The 20,136-nt window shown below is 60.9% G+C and carries 16 protein-coding genes; 5 read left to right on the plus strand and 11 right to left on the minus strand.

Annotated features, from left to right (window positions below; genetic code table 11):
* Nucleotides 1–103: 103 nt before the first annotated feature.
* On the minus strand, nucleotides 104–1,270 hold the full coding sequence (locus tag ACRQHG_RS00595) for a nucleotide sugar dehydrogenase (RefSeq protein WP_435719326.1): 1,167 nt from the start codon (nucleotides 1,268–1,270) through the stop codon (nucleotides 104–106).
* A 225-nt stretch (nucleotides 1,271–1,495) separates the two neighbouring features.
* The gene (gene rfbB / locus ACRQHG_RS00600; protein WP_016443166.1) at nucleotides 1,496–2,488 is read right to left on the minus strand and encodes a dTDP-glucose 4,6-dehydratase; all 993 of its coding nucleotides are present in this window, start codon (nucleotides 2,486–2,488) and stop codon (nucleotides 1,496–1,498) included.
* A gap of 218 nt (nucleotides 2,489–2,706) precedes the next feature.
* Here rfbB and ACRQHG_RS00605 point away from each other — a divergent pair, with 218 nt between their 5' ends.
* Together ACRQHG_RS00605 and ACRQHG_RS00610 are read left to right on the plus strand one after the other, a co-directional pair.
* Complete coding sequence (locus ACRQHG_RS00605; protein WP_435719327.1) at nucleotides 2,707–3,939, plus strand: gamma-glutamylcyclotransferase; 1,233 nt, start codon at nucleotides 2,707–2,709, stop codon at nucleotides 3,937–3,939.
* A gap of 11 nt (nucleotides 3,940–3,950) precedes the next feature.
* Nucleotides 3,951–4,727 carry a hypothetical protein gene (locus ACRQHG_RS00610; RefSeq protein WP_435719328.1) on the plus strand — a complete coding sequence of 259 codons (777 nt, stop codon included), beginning with the start codon at nucleotides 3,951–3,953 and terminating at the stop codon, nucleotides 4,725–4,727.
* Nucleotides 4,728–4,783: 56 nt separating this feature from the next.
* On the opposite strand, the gene ACRQHG_RS00615 is transcribed toward ACRQHG_RS00610, so the two are convergent.
* From ACRQHG_RS00615 to ACRQHG_RS00625, 3 genes are all read right to left on the minus strand, one after another.
* A complete protein-coding gene (locus ACRQHG_RS00615; RefSeq protein WP_435719329.1) occupies nucleotides 4,784–5,773 on the minus strand; it encodes a glycosyltransferase family 2 protein in 990 nt (329 codons plus the stop codon).
* Between the two features lie 120 nt (nucleotides 5,774–5,893).
* A complete protein-coding gene (locus tag ACRQHG_RS00620) occupies nucleotides 5,894–7,162 on the minus strand; it encodes an MATE family efflux transporter (RefSeq protein WP_435719330.1) in 1,269 nt (422 codons plus the stop codon).
* Nucleotides 7,163–7,168: 6 nt separating this feature from the next.
* A complete protein-coding gene (locus ACRQHG_RS00625; protein ID WP_435719331.1) occupies nucleotides 7,169–8,896 on the minus strand; it encodes a glycosyltransferase family protein in 1,728 nt (575 codons plus the stop codon).
* A 116-nt stretch (nucleotides 8,897–9,012) separates the two neighbouring features.
* Between ACRQHG_RS00625 and ACRQHG_RS00630 the strand changes: the two genes are divergently transcribed.
* Nucleotides 9,013–9,900, plus strand: coding sequence for a glycosyltransferase family 2 protein (locus ACRQHG_RS00630; RefSeq protein WP_435719332.1), 888 nt, complete (start codon nucleotides 9,013–9,015; stop codon nucleotides 9,898–9,900).
* A 61-nt stretch (nucleotides 9,901–9,961) separates the two neighbouring features.
* Here ACRQHG_RS00630 and ACRQHG_RS00635 read toward each other — a convergent pair whose 3' ends face one another.
* From ACRQHG_RS00635 to ACRQHG_RS00650, 4 genes are all read right to left on the minus strand, one after another.
* Entirely contained in the window at nucleotides 9,962–11,041 is a 1,080-nt protein-coding gene (locus ACRQHG_RS00635; RefSeq protein WP_087070498.1) for an acyltransferase family protein, read from the minus strand.
* Between the two features lie 87 nt (nucleotides 11,042–11,128).
* The gene (locus ACRQHG_RS00640; RefSeq protein ID WP_435719333.1) at nucleotides 11,129–12,196 is read right to left on the minus strand and encodes an NAD-dependent epimerase/dehydratase family protein; all 1,068 of its coding nucleotides are present in this window, start codon (nucleotides 12,194–12,196) and stop codon (nucleotides 11,129–11,131) included.
* A gap of 32 nt (nucleotides 12,197–12,228) precedes the next feature.
* Nucleotides 12,229–12,603: a DUF2304 domain-containing protein gene (locus ACRQHG_RS00645; protein WP_234984475.1), complete on the minus strand. Its 375-nt coding sequence runs from the start codon at nucleotides 12,601–12,603 to the stop codon at nucleotides 12,229–12,231.
* Nucleotides 12,578–13,333: a glycosyltransferase family 2 protein gene (locus tag ACRQHG_RS00650; protein WP_284889314.1), complete on the minus strand. Its 756-nt coding sequence runs from the start codon at nucleotides 13,331–13,333 to the stop codon at nucleotides 12,578–12,580. The genes ACRQHG_RS00645 and ACRQHG_RS00650 overlap by 26 nt, the downstream gene beginning before the upstream one ends.
* A 126-nt stretch (nucleotides 13,334–13,459) precedes the next feature.
* Here ACRQHG_RS00650 and ACRQHG_RS00655 point away from each other — a divergent pair, with 126 nt between their 5' ends.
* Nucleotides 13,460–14,878 carry a glycosyltransferase family 39 protein gene (locus ACRQHG_RS00655; RefSeq protein WP_435719334.1) on the plus strand — a complete coding sequence of 473 codons (1,419 nt, stop codon included), beginning with the start codon at nucleotides 13,460–13,462 and terminating at the stop codon, nucleotides 14,876–14,878.
* 144 nt (nucleotides 14,879–15,022) lie between these two features.
* Here ACRQHG_RS00655 and ACRQHG_RS00660 read toward each other — a convergent pair whose 3' ends face one another.
* Both ACRQHG_RS00660 and ACRQHG_RS00665 read right to left on the minus strand, forming a co-directional pair.
* Nucleotides 15,023–17,470, minus strand: coding sequence for a glycosyltransferase (locus tag ACRQHG_RS00660; protein WP_435719335.1), 2,448 nt, complete (start codon nucleotides 17,468–17,470; stop codon nucleotides 15,023–15,025).
* Nucleotides 17,467–18,978 (minus strand): hypothetical protein, encoded by a 1,512-nt coding sequence (locus ACRQHG_RS00665; protein WP_435719336.1) that lies wholly within the window; start codon nucleotides 18,976–18,978, stop codon nucleotides 17,467–17,469. Before ACRQHG_RS00665 ends, ACRQHG_RS00660 begins: the two co-directional genes overlap by 4 nt.
* A gap of 229 nt (nucleotides 18,979–19,207) precedes the next feature.
* On the opposite strand from ACRQHG_RS00665, the gene ACRQHG_RS00670 reads away from it, so the two are divergent.
* Nucleotides 19,208–20,134, plus strand: a complete 927-nt coding sequence (locus ACRQHG_RS00670) for an ABC transporter permease (RefSeq protein WP_435719337.1) — start codon at nucleotides 19,208–19,210, stop codon at nucleotides 20,132–20,134.
* Nucleotides 20,135–20,136: the final 2 nt, after the last annotated feature.

Here is a 20,136-nt window from a genome sequence, read left to right on the forward strand (position 1 = left end):
GAGTTTCGGTCAAGACATACGGGCCGGGGATACTTCACGACGAAGCAAGATCCCCGGCCCGTACCTCTAGGCGCAAGCGCGCCGCTGTGCGTGAGCTCCGGTTTTAGTCCCGCCCGAAAATATCGCGGGTGAGCACCGGGGTGGAGGTTTCCGGCATGGTGCCATCCAGGCGATTCGTGATAATCACATCCGCGCGATCCTGGAATTCCTCCCAGGAATCCAGCACCGGAATATCCCCGAGGCTGCCCGGTTGTAGTGCCGGATCGTAAACAAGCACCTCCACATCCCGCGCCCGCAACTGCGCCGCGAGGCTGAGGGCCGCCGAAGCCCGGTGATTATCCGAGCCCGATTTCATAGCGACCTTGTAGATCCCCACCGTGGCGTAGCCGGCCCCGGCCAGGCGGGTAGCCAGGAAATCAATCCGGGTGTCGTTCGATTCCACAATGGCGGACATGAGATTTTCGGGCACGCCTTCGAAATCGGCGCGTAATTCCTTCGTGTCCTTGGGCAGGCAGTAGCCGCCGTAGCCGAAGGAGGGATTATTGTAATGATCCCCGATACGCGGATCGAGACCCACCCCGCGGATAATCTCCGCGGCGTTGAGGGAGCGCGCCATCGCGAAAGAATCCAGCTCATTGAAATACGCCACCCGCATGGCCAGATAGGTATTGGAGAAGAGCTTAATCGCCTCGGCTTCCCGGGTTCCCACCTGGATAATCGGGACGTCGCGCGCTTCAGCTCCCTCGCTCAGCAGCTGGGCGAAATGGGCAGCTGCGGCGTCGTCGCCCGAAACAACAATGCGCGAAGGGTTGAGATTATCGTGCAGCGCCTTGCCCTCGCGCAAAAACTCCGGGGAAAAGACGATGCGCAACTGCGGGAACGTTTCTTGCATCCGCGCGGTAAAACCGATGGGGATGGTGGATTTAATAACGACGACGGCACCGGGATTCGCCTCAGCTACCTGCGCAATCGTACTTTCAACAGAGGCCGTATCGAAGGCATTAGTCTCCGTATCGTAATCGGTAGGGGTGGCGATCACCGCGTAATCAGCGCCCGCAAGCGCCTCAATATTCGAGGTGGTAGCCCGCAGCGAAAGAGGTTTCGTGGCGAGGAACTCTTCGATTTTGGCATCCTGGATCGGGGACGTGCGGGCGTTAATCGCATCCACTTTCGCGGGATTGAGATCCGATCCGACAACATCGTGGTGTTGGGCAAGAAGGACGGCGTTGGCCAAGCCCACGTAGCCCAGCCCGATCACAGCAATCTGCATGATGCTCCTAGCTCTTGGGTTGCGTTCAGTATAGCCGGACTGCCGCGCGGCGGCCCGGTGGGACACGGAAGGGGGCCGCGGCGAGGCTCCCGCGCATAGCGCTGCCCCGCTCGCGCTCCTCATGGCACTCAGGGTGTGCATCGGAGAAATGCGAACGGGGCAGCGGAAAGCCGGCTCATGCAGGCAGCTCATGCTGGCAGTGCCGATGGGCCGGGGCGGGGCACTTTAGTGGCCGGTCTTGGCGTACTTGGCCTCCACGGCTTCCTTCTGCGGGCGCCACCACTCTTCATTGGCCTTGTACCATTCCACGGTGTCATGCAGGCCCGCGGCGAAGTCCTTGAACTTCGGCTGCCAGCCGGTTTCTTCCACCAGCTTGGAGTTATCAATGGCGTAGCGCTGATCGTGGCCGGGGCGGTCATTCACATGATCGAAATCATCGGGTTCGCGGCCGAACTCCTGGAGGATCATCTTGACGACCTCGAGGTTATTCTTTTCGCCGTCCGCGCCGATGAGGTAGGTTTCCCCGATCCGGCCCTTATTGATGATCTCCCATACCGCCACGTTGTGATCGCGTACGTGGATCCAATCGCGCACCTGGAGGCCGGTGCCGTAAATACGCGGGCGGATACCGTCCAGGAGGTTGGTGACGGTACGCGGAATGAACTTCTCCACGTGCTGGTAGGGGCCGTAGTTATTCGAGCAATTGGAAATGGTAGCTTCTACCCCGAAGGAGCGCACCCAGGCGCGTACCAGCAGGTCAGAGCCGGCCTTGGAAGCCGAATACGGGGAGGAAGCGATATAGGGATCGCCATCCTGGAAGCGGCGCGGTTCGTCAATCTCCAGGTCCCCGTACACTTCGTCGGTGGAAATGTGGTGGAGGCGTACCCCGTGGCGGCGTACCGCCTCCAGAATCGTGTAGGTGCCCACCAGGTTGGAGCGAATGAAGGGGGAGGGATCAACAAGAGAATTATCGTTATGGGATTCCGCCGCGAAATTCACCACCAGATCGCAGTCCTTGACCAGGGGATCAACGGTATCCATATCCGCAATATCGCCCTGGACCAGGGTGACGCGGTCCAGGCCCTCAATGGACTTGGGATTACCCGCGTACGTGAGTTTATCCAGGACGACAACTTCGGCATCCGGATAATCCTCGACAGTTTGGTGAACGAAATTCGCGCCAATAAATCCGGCACCGCCGGTAACCAGGACACGCATATTATTCCTTTCGTGGGTCAGTTCCTGGCTAATTCTACCCGGAACTGCGGGGTAAGGAGTCAGTCCATCCCGCCGCGCCACAATGTGCGATGCGAGGGCGACACGGGCGATCTCTACAATTGCGCCGCCCGGAGGGTTTAGGATGAACGCGTTGTCCACGCATCGCGGCCGGGGGCGTTGTTGCTCCGCAGGCTCGGGAAGAATTCAAAGGAGGTTCTATGACTATCCGTCACAGTCGTATTCCGGGGGTGAGTATTACCGCGGCTCTCGCACTGATCGCCTCAACCTTCGCGGTTCTTCCAGGGGCCAATGCCGCTCCCGCTCTGGAAGAAAACGCCGGGAATCACTACTTCTTTAAGGATTCCCTCACCGGCGGTAACGCTGATCGCGATATGTATTACGGCCGCGATCATGATGTGGTCTTCACCGGGGACTGGAACGGGGACAGGCGTGACACCGTCGGTGTTAATCGCGGTGCGCAATTCTTTGTCAAGAACAGCTTCGAATCAGGCCCGGCAGATATAGAGTACGTCTACGGAAACCCGGATGATGAGTTCCTCATCGGTGACTGGGATGGGGACGGTATTGATACCGTTATGCTGCGGCGCGGGAACCAGTTCTTCGTGCGTAATTCCCATAGCAGCGGGGGCGCGGATAGCAGTTTCACCTTCGGTCAGCCCGGGGACGAAATCGTGGCAGGCGATTGGGACGGCGACGGCATTGATACCCTCGCTATCCGCCGCGGCAACACATTCGTGGTGAGTTCCGCCCTCGGTTCCGAAGAAAATATGACGAGCTTCACCTACGGGCGGGACAGCGATACCCTCTACACCGGTGATTGGGATGGCGATGGCCGCGATAGTTTTACGGTACGGCGCGGTAATCGCTTCTACATCAATAACTCACCCGTGAGTGGCGGGTATGCCGATACCGAGTTCACCTACGGCCGAGATAGCGATGCCGTTCTGGTAGGGGACTGGGATGGTGATGGGCGAGATACCCTCGCGGTGCGCCGGGGTAATCCCGCTGCTGAGAAGCCCGCGGCTTCGGGCGGCTATCCCATAATGATGTACGGAACACTACGGCAGGGCGAAGAAGCTGCCTTCGTGGCCAATGGCTATACCTCTTTGCGCATCACTCGAGCCCCTGAACTTGAGCTGTGGATTACCGGACCGCGGTGGAATCCGTGGCCGTGGGCGCTGCCGGGTACGCGCGGGCTCGAAGGAGACCTCTTGACGTACGGGCCGTGGAATTACCAAGAAAAAATTGCGCAGATGGACGATTGGGAAGGTTTTATTCCCGGCGGTGATCGGAACCGGATGAACTACACCCGTGAACTGGTCGGCACCAATGACGGTTTAGCCTGGCTGTATCTCAGTACTCCCTGGCGGCAGGATTTCGCGCGGCGCTACGGCTACGTGGTTCCGCACGGTGATTTCCACCGGTTCTAAGGGAATGGGCAATGAAAAAGAAAGAAGACGAGACGATGCAGAATTCTCACACCACTTCTTCTTCCATCTCTGGCCGGTGCCGCCGGGCAATCGGAGGGGCGCTTGCCGGTATTGCCGCGGCAACGGTCCTTGGCTTAGGCGGATGCTCCAGCGTTGCGGTGGGGGATCCCGACCCGGTGACCCCGATCCCCGTGGCCTTGGCCGCGCCGAGCGCACCGGAATTATCCGGGGCATCAGCTAGCGGAAATCGCACTATGCACGACCGCGCCGCGGTAACCGATAGTTCTGACGCTTCTGAAGGCGGTCGCCCGGTTACGGTTGCGTCCGGTGGTGACGTGGAAGCCCAGCTTGGGGTACCGGTAGGTCTTTCGGTCGACGGCGCCACTCGAGCGGCCTTCACTCTGACAGTTACGGGTCTCACGCGGCCGCAGCAATGCCCTTCCCGTATCGCGGAACCCACGGTTTTCACGCCGGAGAACGGCACCTTTCTAGTGGCGGATATCAGCGCCTCAATGGCACAGGACTATGCCCAGTATGATCCCGAAGCGCCGTTCCTCACCCTGGATCGCGATGCCTTCTACGTGACGGATCAGGAGGGAAATATTCAGAAAGGTAGTCATAGCGTGGCAGCCTACGGGTGCTATACAACCGCGGAAAAAGTGGCTCCCTTTATCAATCCGGGAGAAACCGCGGCCGGCAAGGTGGTCCTGGAAACTTCCCTGGACCACGGTTACCTGGTGTACAACCCTTGGGGAGTGCCGGGATCCGGGTGGCGCTGGGCGTTCTAAGCGTTGCTTTTCAGTTGCGCGGCACCCGGTCCTGCGCCTGTTTAAGATATACGCGTTTAGTCGGTAATAGCGTAGGTATTCTGCACGTATCGCAGGTAGATCTTGCGGTAGAGTGCCGGGCAGGTGCGCAGCAGGGCGGCTCCGGCCGCCAACTGTGGGCGGGCCTGCGCGGTCGCTCGCAGCATGGGCAAGCTAATAGCATGCCGTGCCGCGCGTACAATATCGGCGGTGTCTTTCTCCGAACGCATGGCCGATTGCGCCAAGATCATCATGGCGAGGGTGCGGTATACCAAAAAAGCGGAAAGGTTCTCCGGTTCTGCCATCCATTCCGGCCCGAGCTGCTCGGCAAGGAAGCGCGCGGCATCTTCGTATTCTTGCGGATCGGGAACACGGCCCCAGGTGAGGGATTGGGTGCCCACCATGTAATTCGTGAGGGCCTCGGGAATAGAGGTAACGTGGCGTGCTCGGGAGATGGCTATTGCGGCCACAACCTGATCTTCGCCGCGGTGAATATGCTCCGGGAAACGTAGGTCCTGGAAGGTATCAGCGGCGAAAAGCTTATCCCAGAGGAACGGGGTGAGATTATCGGTGAGGAAAGCACGCACTGCTTCCGGGCCCGCCAGGGTGCCGAGGAAACGGGAGTGCTCGGTACGCGTCTGCCCGTTGGAGAGGTGAATGGTACGCCCGCAGCACACCACATCGGTATCGGGCGCGCTTTCCACCTCACGCAGCATCCTTTCCAGATAGATGGGTTCCCAGTAATCATCCCCGTCAAGGAAAGCAATATAGTCCCCGGAAGCGCGCTCGAGGGCTGAGTTCCGAGCCCCGGATACCCCGGTATTGTTCTCGTGGTAGATCACGGTGAGGCGGTTATCGGCAAGTTCTTTTTCCAGGTCGCGCAGCACGCCGGCGGTGTTATCCGGGGAGTGATCATCCACAACAATGAGCTCCACATCCCCCATCGTTTGGCCCAGGACTGACTCAATAGCGCGCCGAATGGTGCTTTCACCGCGGTAGGCGGGAGTGATAACGGATACCCGTGCCATGATTCCTCCTAGGTCAGCTCAATAAACACTATGCTACCCGTGTGCAGCGCCGGCGTAGTACCTCAAGGTGCCGAAGCTTTCACAGCCTTCGAAGCCTCGCGTATCCGCCGTTTGCGCTCGCTATTGAGTGCGGCGCACCAGGCCGAGGATATGGCAGATGCTTCCCAGCAGCGGGCCCGCCACTAGGGAGGTAACCGTGCGTGCTTCCAGAGAGACGGGCAGAAGCATGATGGCGACGGAGACCACCAGGGCCATGCACCACCCCAGGATATTGAGACGGTGGTGATCGGCGGCCAGCGCCACCGCCCCGGTCAGGGTAAGAAGAGCCAGGCAGGCCGCAGCTAGCACTAAGAAGCCCAGGATCAGGGGAGTGTTCGCATAAGCCGGCCCGAAAATAACCGCCATAAGCCACGGGCCGCACACGGCAGCGGCCAGGGCGCCGATCCCGCCAATTCCGCCCACAATAACGGCCAGGCGCAGCAAATAGCTGCGGGTGCGTTCGGGGTGCTGGACGAAGACCGTGATCACCATGGATTGGAAAGCCACCAGGGGAAGCATAAGCGGCGCGCGGGTCACGGATACCGCTTGAATAAGCGGTGCCGCCTGGGAGAAGATCACCGGGTCAGTGGTCAGGCTCATGAGAATCGGGAAGCCATTAATGAGAAGAGCACTGGCGCCCGTCGCGGCCATCGCCAGCAGGAGGCGGCGCACCAAGCCCCGCGGAGCAATATTAATGCGGGTGTGGGCCAGAGCTCGAACTCCCGGCCAAGCAATAAGAAGCAACCAGGTTCCGCAGGCGAGTACACAGGCGAGAGCGTAGAGGTGGAGTGCGAGGCTAAGATATCCGGCCATAGCAACGAAAAGGAATCGAAGTGCGGGCTCGAGTGAAGTGAGAGTACCGAAAATTGTCCATTTGCCGCGCCCGGCAAAGATTCCGAGAAGTGCTAAATGCACGCTATTAAGAAGCACCCCTAGCGCAATAAATGCGATAAGGAGCCCGCGTCCAGAAAACCCGTGGAATACCCGCAGCCACAACGGCGTGGCGGCTAGCACCAGGAGTGCTGCGCATACACCCACTCCTGCGCAGATCAAGAGGGGCGACGTGCGGTAGCGCTGGTTCCCAATCCCAGAAACTGAACTTTCCTTTCTTTCCACGCAGTCAAAACGGACGGCCCGCGTTACCTCGTTTTGAAGACCCGCCACAATGGCAATAATGGCAAAAAGTGCAGCCCAGAAAGTCAAGAACAGAGTGTTATCTTCGGGGGAGAGGGAACGGGCACTCACAACGGTGATGAAGAATCCAGAAAGGGCACCGGAGGCACCGCCGAGAGCAACCGGAAGAGCTGCGGAGCGCGTTCCTTGAGGTGTATGAGCATCAGTGCAAGACAACTCTTATTAACCTTTCCGTGGCTGAGGAGAGTCACAACTATCCGGGACATTGCTGGAGGCCAAGCTATCGTGATCGCGAACCGCGGTAGTGTCCAATGTGCTACGGTGCCGGCCAGGATTTTCCGAGTGATCACCCAGGGGCGAATGGGTAGCAGCATCTTTTCTCGAGATATGGCTAGCGCGGTACGAAAGGATAATACAACCCACTTGTGTGCAGCATAGAAGTGTGATCGCGGCGTAACCAAGATACAACGAATAAGTGACACTTGGCGGAGCTAGTGCAAGGGCTTCGTTGAGGTCATCGCGCGAGATAATCAGGCTAATGCCACCGCGCCAATAACGCCCGATGAGTTGGATAAAGTACTCAACGGCTGTGGAAGCGAAAACTATTCCTCCGCTAAAGGCGAGCACCCAGGGGAGCACGCGCATTCGCCTGAGGGAAACGCAGACGGTGTAACTAGCCAGCATTAGCATCGCAAAAACCATGGGGAAACCGTACCGGGCCTGCCAGAATTCGAAACCGGCTCGGCCGCTGACCGCAATGCTGCTAGCTAAGGCGATTGCTGGAATGGAAAGAGCACCGCATACCAGAGCTAATGAGGTGCGGAATCGGTGAACTAGTAGAGCCAGGATGAGGAGCAGAACAAGGAAGAGCGCATAGGCGCGAATGGGATTTCCATTTTCATATAGGGTCCACCGCACCGCACCGATGGTATCCGTCAGGTAAAACTCACGTTTTTCCAGTAGATCACGTGCCCATTCTTGCGGAGTAATGACCCGAACAAAGCTGTGGAGTGGGCGAGTAGTAGAGCTGATGGCATTCCACGCCAGCCACAGTAGCGAAGCGCAGATATTAACCGCGATGAACACCCACATGGCACGGAGCCTTATGTATCCTAAACACCTGCGAAATCCGCAAGCTACCGCCAGGACTAAACAAAAAATAATGGGCCAGACCGGTCCGGTCGGGCGCGATAGCGTGACCAAGGCCGCTGCTAGAGTCGCTAATAACAGCCGTGTGGTGACCGTGGTGCGAGGGAATATTCGCTTAGCGCTACGGTCCGCCCTGCCGGGAGACAATCGTGTGAGGGGGATCAGCAGACCGGCGAGCCACAGCATTGCTCCTAATTCGAGTACCTGCGGATTCGCGTAGCCTCCCACTTGGAAAAATGCTGGGGTGAGAACGGGCAAGCTAAGTGCGCATACTGCGAAGCAGTGGGAGCGTTGCTTGGTGCCGCAGGCTAATGCGGTCACACCCAACGCGCATAACATTGCGAAAAGTCCGGCGGAGAAGAAACGAATTGCCCATATGGCCGGAGTTCCGGAGAGGAAGAGGAGAGGCCAGTGGCTCAGGGCGTAATACAGCGGAGGATAGTTCGCCGCGGTAGTGGGGAGAGGAACCAGGTCGGTCGCATGAGAATCCATGGGCTGCTGGCAGGTAGCGGGAAGAAACTCTCGTTGCCAACAGGATTTAGAGGACTGCCCCAAAAACTCTGGCGCGAGCACAGTTTCCGACACTGGTACTTGTCCGGTTACAACACCGTAACCGTAGATGAGATGCTGCTGTTCATCCGGACCACCGTGCACCGGGGTGAGGAGAGGGAAAGTGATAGTAAGGAGGAAGAAAAGAGCCGTGAGAAATAGCCACAAACGCAGGTGAAAAACTCGCGTGCCCCGTTCAGGAAGGCTGCGGGGAGAATGAGGGAATACACGGGTACGCGAGCCGAATTTCATAGTGCTCCTCTCCGTGAATGGCTGCACAACGCGAAAGCTGTATTGGTTATATAGTGTAGCGGGAGCCGATCTTCACCATGGGAGCGGCATTTGTACTGGGAATGGAGCTTTAGCCGATGCGCCTCGATATCATGCTGCCCTTCTGGGGGAACCCGGACTACCTCTTCCAAACCGTGGAATCGGTCCTGGCCCAGGATAGCGATGAGTGGAAGCTCACCGTGGTGGACGATTGCTATCCCGATGAGAGCGTTCCCGACTACTTCGCCCAGCTGCATGATGAGCGCATCACCTATATCCGCAACGAAACGAACCGCGGCATTACCGAAAACTACGAAACATGCCTGAAGCTGGCCACCGCCGAGTACATGATGTTTATGGGCTGCGATGACATCATGGAACCGAATTTTGTTTCCACCATCCAGGCCGCTATTGCCGCCCACCCCACCATCGATATTATTCAGCCCGGGGTGCGCCCCATTGACGCGCAGGGCACCGTGATCTCTCCGCTGGGGGATCGCATCAAAACCTCGTTGCGCAAGCGCTCGACCCGGATGGGCAATGTTATTTCCGGGGAAGGTGCGGCCGCGGTACTCCTCACTGGGGATTGGCTCTACTGGCCCTCGCTCGTTTTCCGCACCGAGACCATTCGCGCCACTCCCTTCCGCCCCGGCTTCCCCCTCATCCAGGATCTCGCCATCGTCGTCGATATGCTGGCCGCCGGCGCCTCTATGCTCGTGGAGCCGACCGTGTGCTTCCGCTACCGCCGCCACGATTCTTCCGCCTCCGCCTCCAAGCTTCTGGACGGCACCCGCTTCGCCGGGGAACGCCGCTATTTCACGCTCGCGGCGGAGGAGATGAAGCGCCGCGGCTGGACCAAGGCCCAGCGGGCGGCCCGGCTGCACGCCACTTCGCGCCTCTACGCCGCCACCTTGCTGCCGCGGGCCCTCAAAGAGCGCAGCTCCACCGGGGTACGTACCCTGCTGCGTCACCTACTCGGCAGCTAGGCCCGGCGTCGTCGTTCTTGGTACGACGACGCACGCCCCGCAGCGCGCTTCTTCGCACGCATCAGCGCGCCGGCGCGCGCAACTCCCCGAAGGGATTCTTTTTGCCGCGCGAAGCCCGCATGGCGGGCCGTTCCACTAGGAACCAGGAGAATGCCGCACCCAGGGCGGTGAGCACGAAAAGAACCGCGCAGAAAACCAGGTAGGGCGCCGCGTCGGCCAAGCCGAGGCGGGTGAGCAGCTGGGTGAGCGGGAAGCCCCAAATATAGATGCCGTAGCTGAAATCGTGGACCTGGAAGAGGCGCGGGGAGGGGAGCGTCTGCCCGATCCACAGCAGCACGTAAGTGAGGAGCGGCGCGGAAATCTGTGGCCCGGAATGCGGGGCCACCACCATAATCGCCACGGCCGCAACCGTTGCTCCCAGCGCACCCCAGGTGGTGAGGCTGAGGCGGTCTTTAGCCAGGAAAAGTAGCGAGCCACCGAAGAAGAAAGGCAGCAGGCGCGAGAGCTGGTCGAGGGTGCCGTTCATGGTACCCAGGTAGACCGTGGCGGTGGGCAGGAAGACCCGCAGCGCGCAGGTGCCCAGGAAAATCACGGCCGTGGGCCAGATATGCCGCTTGAAGAAGGGGATGGTGAGCAGCGCGCCCACAATGAGGTAGCACACGAACTCGTAGTAGAGGGACCACAGCGAGCCGTTCCAGGCAATGGGGTAGGGAACATTGTGGAGGGTATCCGCGATGCCCCACTGGTTCATGTAGAGGAAGAAATTGCCCAGGATATAGCTGATCGGCGTGGGGCCGGTGGTGAGGTAGCCATCCAGGGTGCCGTGGTCAAGGATGTAGACGAAGGGCGCGAGGAGGAACGCCGTCACCACATTGATAAACAGGAAGGCCGGGAAAATCCGGACCACGCGGTTCTTGAGGTAGCGCCCCACATCCGAACGCAGCCGCGCCGCGGTGATGAGATACCCGGAAATCATAAAGAAACCGAAAACAGCCCAGGCACCCACAGATTCGCCGGGCGTGATCTCGAATTCCCCGACGAGCTGGGTTACCGGCCCCACGTGGTGGAAAAGTACCATCAGCGCAAAAACAAGCCGAATCAGATTCAGCGAATTATTGCGGGGGTCAAGCCATGTGCGCATACGTTCCTTCGCGTGGTCCCATCGCGGCGGGGGGACGACGCCGCTGGTGCCGGGTCGTCGCCGCACGCCGCGCTGCGGTTATCGGGTTTAGAGATACTGGGTCTGGGTGTTAATCCAGGAAGCAAGGCGCGTGAAGCCTTCTTCCACGTCCACCTCGGCCTCGAATCCGAGGAGCTCGCGGGCAGGGGCCGGATCCGCCCAGGCGTGGCGTACGTCGCCGTGGCGCCACTGGCCGGTGATCTTCGGTTCGAGCGCCCCGTAAATCTTCGCGATAATCTGGGCTGCTTCGAGGATGGTGGTGTAGTGGCCCGCTCCGATATCCACGGAGACTCCCGGGCACTTCTCAATTTCGATCATCTTAATGAGGGCGCGGGCCACATCATCAATAATGATGAAATCGCGGCGGATAAGGCCATCTTCGTAGACGGAAATCTGCTGCTTATTGTAAGCAACCCGGCAGAAGAGGGACATAATCCCGGTGTAGGGATTGGAGGGGGTTTGGCCCGGGCCGTACACGTTTTGCAGGCGCACAATCCCGATCTCGCAGCCGAAAGCATCGCCCCACATGCGCAGGAGCTGCTCCTGGGCGATTTTGGTAACCGCGTAGACCGAGGACGGGTGCGGTTCCACCAGGGCGGCGTTCATGGCCACCGGCTCGGCTTCCGGGAAATCCCACTCTTCTTTTTCAAACATGGCCACGGTACGTGAACCGGGGTAGAACAGCTCACCGGCGTGCTCGCCGGAGGTGTGCCGCCAGGCACCCTCGCCGTAGACCGCGCGCGAGGAGGCAAGAACAATGCGCTGCGGGATAACCTGGTGGCGCGCGAAGGCATCGAGCATCGTGGTGGTGCCCACCACGTTCACGGAGGCGTGCCGGGTGGATTCGGTCAGGGACTGCCCGGTTCCGGTTTCCGCCGCCAAATGGACCACAACATCCGGGGTGAAGCGCTCCAGCAGGGTATCCCAGGCGGCCGGGTCGGTCACATCGGCCTCGTAGAGCTCCACGCGCTTATCGAAGCCGGCCGTGGGCTGGTGATCCGGGTGGATCTGCGGGTGCAGATTATCGAAAGCGATAACCTGCTCATGATGCTCGGCGAGGTATGTTGACATCGCCGCTCCGATGAAACCGGCACCACCGGTAACAAGAATGCGCATGGAAGTCCTTCCTGTATTGATGCACATGAAGTTTACGCCTCGGCTGGGGGCGCAGCGCGCTCCGCGCGCAGTAAAGCTATTTCTTCAGCCAAACGCCGCCGGTCTTCTTCCAAGCGGGAGACTGCGGTGGACAGCTGGATCGTCACCATGAGCAGCACCACGCACGCAATCACCAGAATCATATTGGAGGCGCGTTTGAAGCCGAGGGCTTGGGAGACGAGGAAAACAACCTGGGGCCAGATCGAAATAACGAGCAGGCCAATGCCGATAAGGAACCAAATATACACGTAGGTTTGTTTCATCCGCCGCGAGCGCAGCAGGATGAACAGGTACACGAGGAAGAGGATGCTCGCGGCGATCGGCAAGAGGCGGTAGAGCACGTTATTGCCTTCCTTCGGTTCCGTCAAGATCTTTTTGGCCGGGGCGGGTAGAGGCTACCGCCATGGCGATAATACCGCGCAGCAGCAGGCGCGCGGCTTTCAGCGGGTTATGGGAGGGGGTGCCGCCCTGCCGTTCGCGCATCTCCACACCCACCTGGGTAACGCGCAGCCCGGCTTTGCTGGCGATAATAAGAGCCTCGATGGTATCGCCTAAATATTCGGCCGGGAGTTCATCGGCGAGTACCCCGATGGCTTTTCGGTTCGTGAGCTTGAAACCCGAGGTGGTATCCGTGAGCCGGGTGTGATGCACGCGGGAAAGTACGCGGGAGAGGAAGCGCATGGCCCAGGCGCGCGGGCCGCGCACCCGATAGGAGCCCCGTTCGGCGAAACGTGCCCCGATCACAATATCGGCACCGGTAGCGTCCATTTTTTCGAGGAGGCGGGCAATATCTTCGGGGCGGTGCTGGCCATCGGCATCCACCTGCACGGCGCGGTCAAAACCGTGGCGCCAGGCGTACAGGTATCCGGTGCGCATCGCCCCGCCCACCCCGAGGTTAATGGGCAGGTTGAGGACTGTTGCCCCGCCGGCCGCGGCCACCTGGGCGGTGGCATCCCGGGAACAATCGTTAATGACCACGAGGGATGCGTGCGGTACTGCCTGGCGTAATTCGGTGAGAACCGCCGGCAGCGCCTCTTCTTCATTCCAGGCCGGAATGAGGACGACGAGACGTGGGTGCCTGTCTTGCTCAGAAGTCATTCTTTGATTTTAGGCCATTTAAGCCCGGGCTTGAATGAACGCCCGTGCTGTGTGCCCTATATGAGGGGTGGTACTTCGCGATAAGATAACGCGGCAAGTGAAACGTTGTCCATCTCAAGGAAATCCATGGTTGCAGCCACACACGCAGATGTCCGGGCGCCCCAGGCCGCTTCGTCTTCTCAACCCTCGACGCATCGGGCGGCTCTGGTATCGCGTTTGCGCAGAATCAGTGCCGGACGCCCCTGGGTGGTGTGGTTAGCCGTTCTGGTGTTCTTCGGGATTCTGGGCGGGGCACTCAACCTGCACTTCATCATCACCAATCCGCACCTGTCTCCCTTCGATGAATACGTGTACCTCGATGCGGTTGATAAGGCCGGTCGCGGGGTCGTGGTGCGTGACGGCATGACCACGGATGCGTACGCCCGTGAGGTGCTGGCCTGCCTCGGTTTCGGTTCCAATCCGGTCAGTTCGGCAACTATCGGAGTGTGCGGGGGCGATTTCCCGGATGAGAAGCTCCCCTTCGCGGGCTACACCACCGCCGGGGTGCATTCCCCGGTCTACTACTTCCTCACCGCCTGGCTGGCTAAGCCGTTTATGATGCTCGGGATGGGCTTGCTGGGCAGCGCTCGCCTCACCAGCGTGCTCTGGTTGGTGCTGGGGATGACGGTCCTTGCCTGGGGAATGCGCCGCGTTGGTGCCACCTGGGCGATGGCGCTCACGGTGCCGCTCCTCATCACCTCCATGCCCACCTTCCGCACCACAAACTGCTATATCACCCCGGATGCGCTCAATCTCCTGGTGGGCACCCTCATTCTTTTCGGGAGTATTTTCTACGCGCGCCGGCAATGGTCACTCGGCTGGCTCCTCCTTATTGCCGCGGTGGCCTGCGTGGTGAAAATGCAAAATATTTTCGCGGTGGTGGCGGCCCTTATATTCCTGGTGTGGTACCGGATGCGGCCCGGAAACGGCTGGGGTAAGAAAGCTGCCACTGAGCCCGCCACGTTACCGCGCTGGTGGGAAATTGGCTCCCTCGGGCTGGTGTCCGCAGTAGCGGGCGGGGCCTGGTTGGTGATTCGCCCCTTCATTACGGTGGCACGCCCGGATATTGTGGTGGATCCAACCGGGGTGCTCGATCTGCGCCAGTTGCCCTATATGACCGATGATGCGTTGCAAATTGTTTTCGCCGGGATTGGTGGGACAGCCGAGCAATACCCGAAGTCACCTTTCGCGAGCGTGGCGCTCTGGCTGGGAATTACCGCCATCGTGAGCGTGGCATGGATTCTGGAACGCCACTCCACTGTGGAGCAGCGTTTCTGCCAGGCTGCCGCGGTGTCCTTCCTCGGTATCGCGCCGGGGGTGGTGCTCGGTTTCAATATCCTCGCCGGCTCCCTCACCTTTATGCAGCATCGCTACGGGATGGTTCTTATCCCGCTCTTCTGCGCGGCTGCTGCCTGGATTAAGCTGCGCCATTCCGTAACCTGGGGCCTGGCGATTGTGACCGCCTGTATGTACGGCTACGCCCTCATTATTCCCTCGGCAACGTAGGGCGGCGCAGCAGCGCATTGTGGCAGTGCAGCGCCGCAACGTAGCAGCTTGCCCACAATTCAGCGGCATGAATACGAAGATGCCCGCGGAACGCAACGAGCGTCCGCGGGCATCTGTGCACCTGCCGCAGGTGCACGAGGCGTCCTAGATGTACTTGCGCAGCCGGGACTTCACCTTGGAGGCCAGCACCTTCGGGCCGCCGGTGCGCAGGTAATCCACCACGAGTTTGAGATCGCGCACCGGGTTGAAACCGGGATCGATAAAGCCGAGCATGGTTCCCGGCACATCGTCGCCAGCGCGGAAAGCCAGATCCGCGGCCCGGCGCGGGTGCCGGCAGAACTCCAGCAGCGGGGCCAGCGCCCGATCCCAGTGGAACTGCTGGGCGAAACCGGCAATATTCGCACGCGCGCGGGCCGCTGCGGCGTCGTCGTATAACAGTGTTTCGAGTGCGGCGGCCAGGGCCTCCACATCGCGCGGGGGTACCGAGATGCCGATGCCTTCGCTATCGAGGGCGTTCCCGAAGGAATCCCCGCTGGTCGCCACGATCGGCAGCTCCGCCCACAGGTAATCGAGGATGCGGGTGCGGAAGGAGAACTGGGTTTCCACGTGCTCGAAATGGGTGGAGACCCCCACGTTTGCGTCCAGCAGGTAGTTCTGGCGTTCGTGGTAGGGGACCCAGTCGTGGTTGAAGAATACAAAGCGGTTGGTGAGCTCCAGCTCATCGGCCAGGGCCACCGCCTCGGAGGCGACCCGCATGGCCGGCACCCCGGGATTCGGGTGTTTCATCCCCAGGAAGTAGAGGCGCACATCCGGGTGGGTGCGGGAAAGCTGGGCGACCGCGCGGATGAGGGAGAGCGGGTCGAACCAGTTATAGACCCCGCCGCCCCACAGGATCACCTTGTCATCCATGCCGATGCCGGGAACCTTCCCGCGGATGGCGTGCTCGGTTTGGCGGGGCGCTTCTTCGCCCAGGCCGAAGGGCGCAATATCGATGAGGCTGCGCACATCCGCGCCGTCGGGGAGGACGTTGCGGTTGATGCGGCCCATGCTCGCCAGCTGCCCGAGCCAGAAATTGCGCTGCTTATCCGAGGCGCACAGGAATTTATCGGCGCGGGCCAGCTGCCGGTTGAGCACTCCGGTCACCCCGGTAATGGAGCGTTCGCGGCCCTCCGGGCCCTGGTCGCGGGCCTGCTCGAGCTGCTCGAGGTGCATGGGATCGTAAATATCGGCCACGATGATTTTTTCCGAACTCATGAGCCACGGGGCGCTTTCCAGCAGGAAGCCCTGGAAAATAATGACATCCGCCCAATCGGTGCAGGCGCGCAGGGTATCGGTATCGCCATTGTGGATCTCAAAAGCCTGAGGGGCTACCTTGCCAACACCGGCCGTGGAACACAGCCGCACCGGGTGTTCGAGCGCCAGGCGGGTGCACATCTCCCAGGCCCGGATAGCCGGCCCGGCCATTTTTTCACCGATGGGTTCACCGGTCACCACCAGCACCTTCGCCTGCCCGGAAAAACGCTTCGCGATGCCGAAGAACCGCGCCAGTGCCTCGTGGAGGTCCAGGTAGCGCGGCAGCGGATAGGCCGGCTCCATGGCATTACGCATGAGGGTGATAATCTCCGCATCGGATTTCTTGCGCCCGGCCTGGATCTCCCGGCGTGATTCCACGAGGGAGGGCAAAATATCGCGGAAATACGAGACCGCGTAAGGCGCGGTGGCCGCCATCTTCGTGATGGTGCCCTGCGCGGCACGGTAGGAATCCGGGCCGCGACGCTCCTCCACTTCGCTGCGTTCCGCGCTGCGCTCCAGGGCAAAAGCGAGGGCGGGTGCGAAAACCGTGCGGAGCAGGTCATCGCCGAGATTCTTGTACAGGCAGGCTAGCGCATTGCGTTCCAGGAAATACGTTTCCCGGAAATTCCCGAACTTCTTCATGGTGACGTGGTGGCGGTGGTAGGCCACCGACTCGGGCACGTAGCGCACATCGTATCCGGCCAGGTTGGCGCGCCAGCCGAAATCAGCATCCTCGTAGAACATGAAGTAGCGGTCATCGAAACCGCCCAGTTCTTCGAAAACACGGCGCGGCACGAACATGGCGGCCCCGGTGGGGAAGAGCACATTCTTCGGGGTATCCCAGGCGCCGGTGTCTTCCCGTTCGGCCTCGCGCTTGTAGCCCATCCCGAACCACGTCATCGAGGAATCGACGAAATCGATTTTGTCGCCTTCCCAGGTGAGCACCTTGGAGGCCACGCAGCCCACCTTCGGGTCTGCCTCAATCGCCTCTACCGCGGCGCGAATCCACGTCTTACCGGGCCGGGCATCATTATTGAGGAACGCCACAATATCTCCGTGCGAATGCTCCACCCCGAAATTGCAGCCCCCGGTGAAGCCCAGGTTGGCGCCTGATTGCAGCACCTGGCAGTCGGGCAGTTCGGCGCGCAGGCGCTCGTAAGAACCATCCCCGGAATTATTATCGACGACGACGATCTCCAGATCCTGCGCGGGCCAATCACATTCACGCAGGTAGTGCGCGGCGGCAATCGTATCTTTCGCCCCGCGGAAATTGACAAGAATAACGGAAACAGAGGTCACTTGCGTTCTCCCTTGAGAGTGCTGGCCAGGCCGCGCAGCGCGCGGCGCAGGTGGGGATGCTTGCGGGCACCGGGCTTGCCGGGCTCCTCGTACAGCTGGGTGGTTTCCACCCGTTCATAGGCGTGGATGGGGGAGCGTAGCGCGGCGAGGGCCGCTGCAATACCGCCGTTTTCCTGGGCGACGAGGCTGGTGAGAGAGTGATCGTCGTCGTACGTATTCTGATCCAAACGATAGTTCCCGGACAGGGCCCCGAGCACAAAATCACGCTGGGCAGTATCCGCGGTGATCACGCGGTCCGCAACGCTAAGCGTTTCGTTGAGGACGCTGGCGTTCGCGCCCACGCTTTCCGTGCCGGTCACCCCCACCCAATCGGTGCGGACCATCGCGGTGAGATTCGCGGTGGTGACATCGGCAATGACCACCCCGTGGGTTCCGCTCCAGGGAACGGCGCGGGCCGGGAGATTGAGAATATAGGTCACGGCAATTGTTTCGACGGCGCTGGCCATATCGCGGCGCGCCGCTCGGAACGGTGCGGTGGGATCGGCGCTGCGCTCGCTCAGCTCTTTGCTTTCCGGATCCCACAGGTAGAGCGGCTCGGGAAGAGCGCCGGCAATCTGCTCGAAACGGGCGCGGGCCGCGGTATCGGAAGCCGCCACCGCGAAAGCGATCCTCGGCTCATCATCGCGGCGCACATCAGCGAAAGCGGTTTCTAGGAAGTCCCGTTCGGCGGCGGGAATACCGGCGCTGGCCCAGACCCGGTCTAGGAAATCGGCCATATGGGGCAGACGGCGATCCGGGATGCGGGCGGCGGCGGTGGCCGCTGCGTGCCGGTCTTCCAGGCCGGCCAGGGAAGCGCTCCAGTCGCGTACCACCTGGGCACCGCTGAAAGTGGTGGAGGGGACGGGGAGGGAGGGGACGTCGTCGTTTCCGGGGCGGCGGGCAAGATCCAAGGCCGCGGTATCCACCCCGGAGCTGCGGATCGGGTGATCGATAAGCGCGGTGAACAGCGGGGCGAGGAATTCTAGCTGGTAGGCCGGGGAAAGATTCTTCGTGAGGATGCGCAGGTAATCGGTGGTATTCAGATCGGGGGTGCCGGCTTCGAGGAGCGCGGTGGTGCGCTGCTCACCCGGTACTCCGGCGGCGCTCAGGCGCCACTGGGCATCCACGGCCAGGGCCGGAAGCGAGAAGGCGGTATCGAGGCCGCCGCACAGGTGGAGTGCCCGCGAATCGAAAGTGTAGACCGGGGCGGGAACCGCGAGGACATTTCGGGACGCGGGGGTTTCCGCAGCCGCGCACCACGCGGTATTGCGTCCCGGGGTGCTCAGGAGCTGCGCGAGGGCAGTTTTCGTGACAGCACCGGGAGCGGTCACTACCGCGGTGATCGTTTCTCCCGCCGTGAGATCCGCGTAGGGTGCGGGCCGGCCCGGAATGAGCTCCGCAACACGGTAGGGGAGGGCCCGCGCTAAAGCGGGCCCGGCTCCGGCGGGAACAAGAACACAAACACTCATGACTGCCTATCATCCTCCGCGGGGATCAAGCGCGGCTCACGTAGCCGCGGCGGCTCCCGGGTGAAACTTACTTTCTCTATCGTACAAGGCGATGACAGGTGGCGCTGACGGTGCGCGGCTGTGCGCGCGGTCCGGCGCCCACCTGGGTAATATGAGACAGATAGGTGCATGCGCACGGCTCACCCGGGTGGGGAGCCATTAGCGCGCATGCCGGCAGGAAAGGTCGGGTATGGCAGCAGAGCGCGAACGCGAGGTGAGCCCCGAAGCACAAGCACGCTTCGAGAAACTCGCCAGCCAAGATCTCACGCGCGTGGCTATTGACACCGGGTTCTTTAGCGGCTGGCGGGCTTCCGTCCGCGATATTTTCGACCATCGCCACCTCCTGGGCTTGCTCACCCGGCGCGAGCTCAAAGCACGCTACAAGGATTCGGTGCTCGGGTACGTCTGGACTTTGGTGCGGCCCCTCATCAACCTGCTCATCTACTACTTCGCCATCGGCAAGGTGCTGGGCGCCGAACGTGCCATCCCCGATTTCGCCATCTATGTTTTTGCGGGGCTGACCGCTTGGGGGCTTTTCTCTCAGATCGTGGCGGCTTCCACCGGGGCGATCGTGAGTAATTCCGGGATTGTCAAGAAGGTCTATCTTCCGCGTGAAATCTTCCCGCTCTCCGCGGCCGGTGCGGCTTTTGTGGACTTCCTCTCCCAGCTGGCGATTTTGGTATGCGGGGCCCTCATTATTCGTGGGGTGCCGTGGGGAAGCGCCCTCATCTACTTCCCCATCTCCCTGGCCGTGGTGGTGGTGTGGGCGGTGGCCTTCGGGCTGTTCCTTTCCGCCGCGAATGTTTATCTGCGGGATGTGCAATACCTTGTGGAAGTCATTCTCCTCATCGGATTCTGGCTCACCCCTTCCGTCTACTCTTTCGCGATGATCGCCGGGGCGGCTCCCAGCTGGATGATTAACCTCTATCTCCTCAACCCCACCTCGGTGGCGGTTATGGGCTTCCAGCATTCCTTCTGGGCGGCCGGGCAGGATGCCCTGCTGCCCTCTCATCTGCTCACCCGCCTGGGGATTTTCCTTATCATCGGGATGGTGCTTCTCTGGCTCGCGCAGCGCTACTTTGCCCGTATGCAACGCAATTTCGCGCAGGAACTCTAAAA

Source organism: Actinotignum vesiculae (assembly GCF_051267215.1).
Taxonomy (GTDB): Bacteria; Actinomycetota; Actinomycetes; order Actinomycetales; family Actinomycetaceae; genus Actinotignum; species Actinotignum schaalii.

Bases quoted from the DNA above. Each gene is read 5' to 3' on its own strand.
- ACRQHG_RS00665 (WP_435719336.1), bottom strand. From the start codon at position 18,978: ATGAGTGTTTGTGTTCTTGTTCCCGCCGGAGCCGGGCCCGCTTTAGCG.
- ACRQHG_RS00650 (WP_284889314.1), bottom strand. From the start codon at position 13,333: ATGACTTCTGAGCAAGACAGGCACCCACGTCTCGTCGTCCTCATTCCG.
- ACRQHG_RS00640 (WP_435719333.1), bottom strand. From the start codon at position 12,196: ATGCGCATTCTTGTTACCGGTGGTGCCGGTTTCATCGGAGCGGCGATG.
- rfbB (WP_016443166.1), bottom strand. From the start codon at position 2,488: ATGCGTGTCCTGGTTACCGGCGGTGCCGGATTTATTGGCGCGAATTTC.
- ACRQHG_RS00605 (WP_435719327.1), top strand. From the start codon at position 2,707: ATGACTATCCGTCACAGTCGTATTCCGGGGGTGAGTATTACCGCGGCT.
- ACRQHG_RS00635 (WP_087070498.1), bottom strand. From the start codon at position 11,041: ATGCGCACATGGCTTGACCCCCGCAATAATTCGCTGAATCTGATTCGG.
- ACRQHG_RS00670 (WP_435719337.1), top strand. From the start codon at position 19,208: ATGGCAGCAGAGCGCGAACGCGAGGTGAGCCCCGAAGCACAAGCACGC.
- ACRQHG_RS00655 (WP_435719334.1), top strand. From the start codon at position 13,460: ATGGTTGCAGCCACACACGCAGATGTCCGGGCGCCCCAGGCCGCTTCG.
- ACRQHG_RS00610 (WP_435719328.1), top strand. From the start codon at position 3,951: ATGAAAAAGAAAGAAGACGAGACGATGCAGAATTCTCACACCACTTCT.
- ACRQHG_RS00595 (WP_435719326.1), bottom strand. From the start codon at position 1,270: ATGCAGATTGCTGTGATCGGGCTGGGCTACGTGGGCTTGGCCAACGCC.
- ACRQHG_RS00615 (WP_435719329.1), bottom strand. From the start codon at position 5,773: ATGGCACGGGTATCCGTTATCACTCCCGCCTACCGCGGTGAAAGCACC.
- ACRQHG_RS00625 (WP_435719331.1), bottom strand. From the start codon at position 8,896: ATGAAATTCGGCTCGCGTACCCGTGTATTCCCTCATTCTCCCCGCAGC.
- ACRQHG_RS00630 (WP_435719332.1), top strand. From the start codon at position 9,013: ATGCGCCTCGATATCATGCTGCCCTTCTGGGGGAACCCGGACTACCTC.